Origin of the sequence: Janibacter sp. LM (assembly GCF_039631275.1) — a bacterium.
Taxonomy (GTDB): Bacteria; Actinomycetota; Actinomycetes; order Actinomycetales; family Dermatophilaceae; genus Janibacter; species Janibacter terrae.
Genome location: NZ_JBDIVG010000008.1, coordinates 1 through 727, shown reverse-complemented (window position 1 = coordinate 727; position 727 = coordinate 1). Strand labels below are relative to the sequence as shown.

The following is a 727-nucleotide window of genomic DNA, read 5'->3' as shown; positions in this document are numbered from 1 at the left end:
CCGCTCGTCCGCGAGCTGGCCGCCAAGGACGCGCCCATCAGGGTGCCCGTGACGGTGACGTGCCGGGTGCTCAAGATCGCGCGCCAGCCCTATTACCGCTGGCTCGCCAACCCGGTCACCGACGCCGAGCTCGAGCAGGCCTACCGCGCCAACGCCCTGTTCGACGCCCACCGCGACGATCCCGAGTTCGGTTACCGGTTCCTGGTCGACGAGGCGCGCGAAGCCGGTGAGCCGATGGCCGAGCGGACCGCATGGCGGATCTGCTCGCAGCTGGGCTGGTGGTCAGCGTTCGGCAAGCCCAAGCGAGGCAAGGCCAAGAAGCCCGGCCCGCCGGTCCACGACGACCTGTGCGCCGTGGTCGACGACAAGGGTCGGGTTCGGCACGAGTTCAACGCCGATGCCCCGAACAGGCTCTGGCTCACTGACATCACCGAGCACCGCACAGCAGAGGGCAAGCTCTACCTCTGCGCGATCAAGGACGTCCACTCCAACCGGATCGTCGGCTACTCCGTCAGCGACCGGATGAAGTCCCGCCTCGCAGTGACAGCGCTCAACAACGCTGTCGCCAGGCGGCAACTGGAAGGGGGCGATGTCGCCGGCTGCGCGATCCACAGCGACCGCGGCAGCCAGTTCCGTAGCCGGAAGTACGTCCACGCGCTCAACCGTCACGGCATGGTCGGATCGATGGGCCGAGTCGGCGCGGCCGGCGACAACGCAGCCATGGAGA

Annotated in this window: 1 protein-coding gene; it reads left to right on the top strand. The window is 68.5% G+C overall.

The window, feature by feature from the left end:
- The coding region (locus ABC138_RS05415; RefSeq protein WP_345912960.1) for an IS3 family transposase at positions 1 to 727 on the top strand (727 nt) is incomplete at both ends.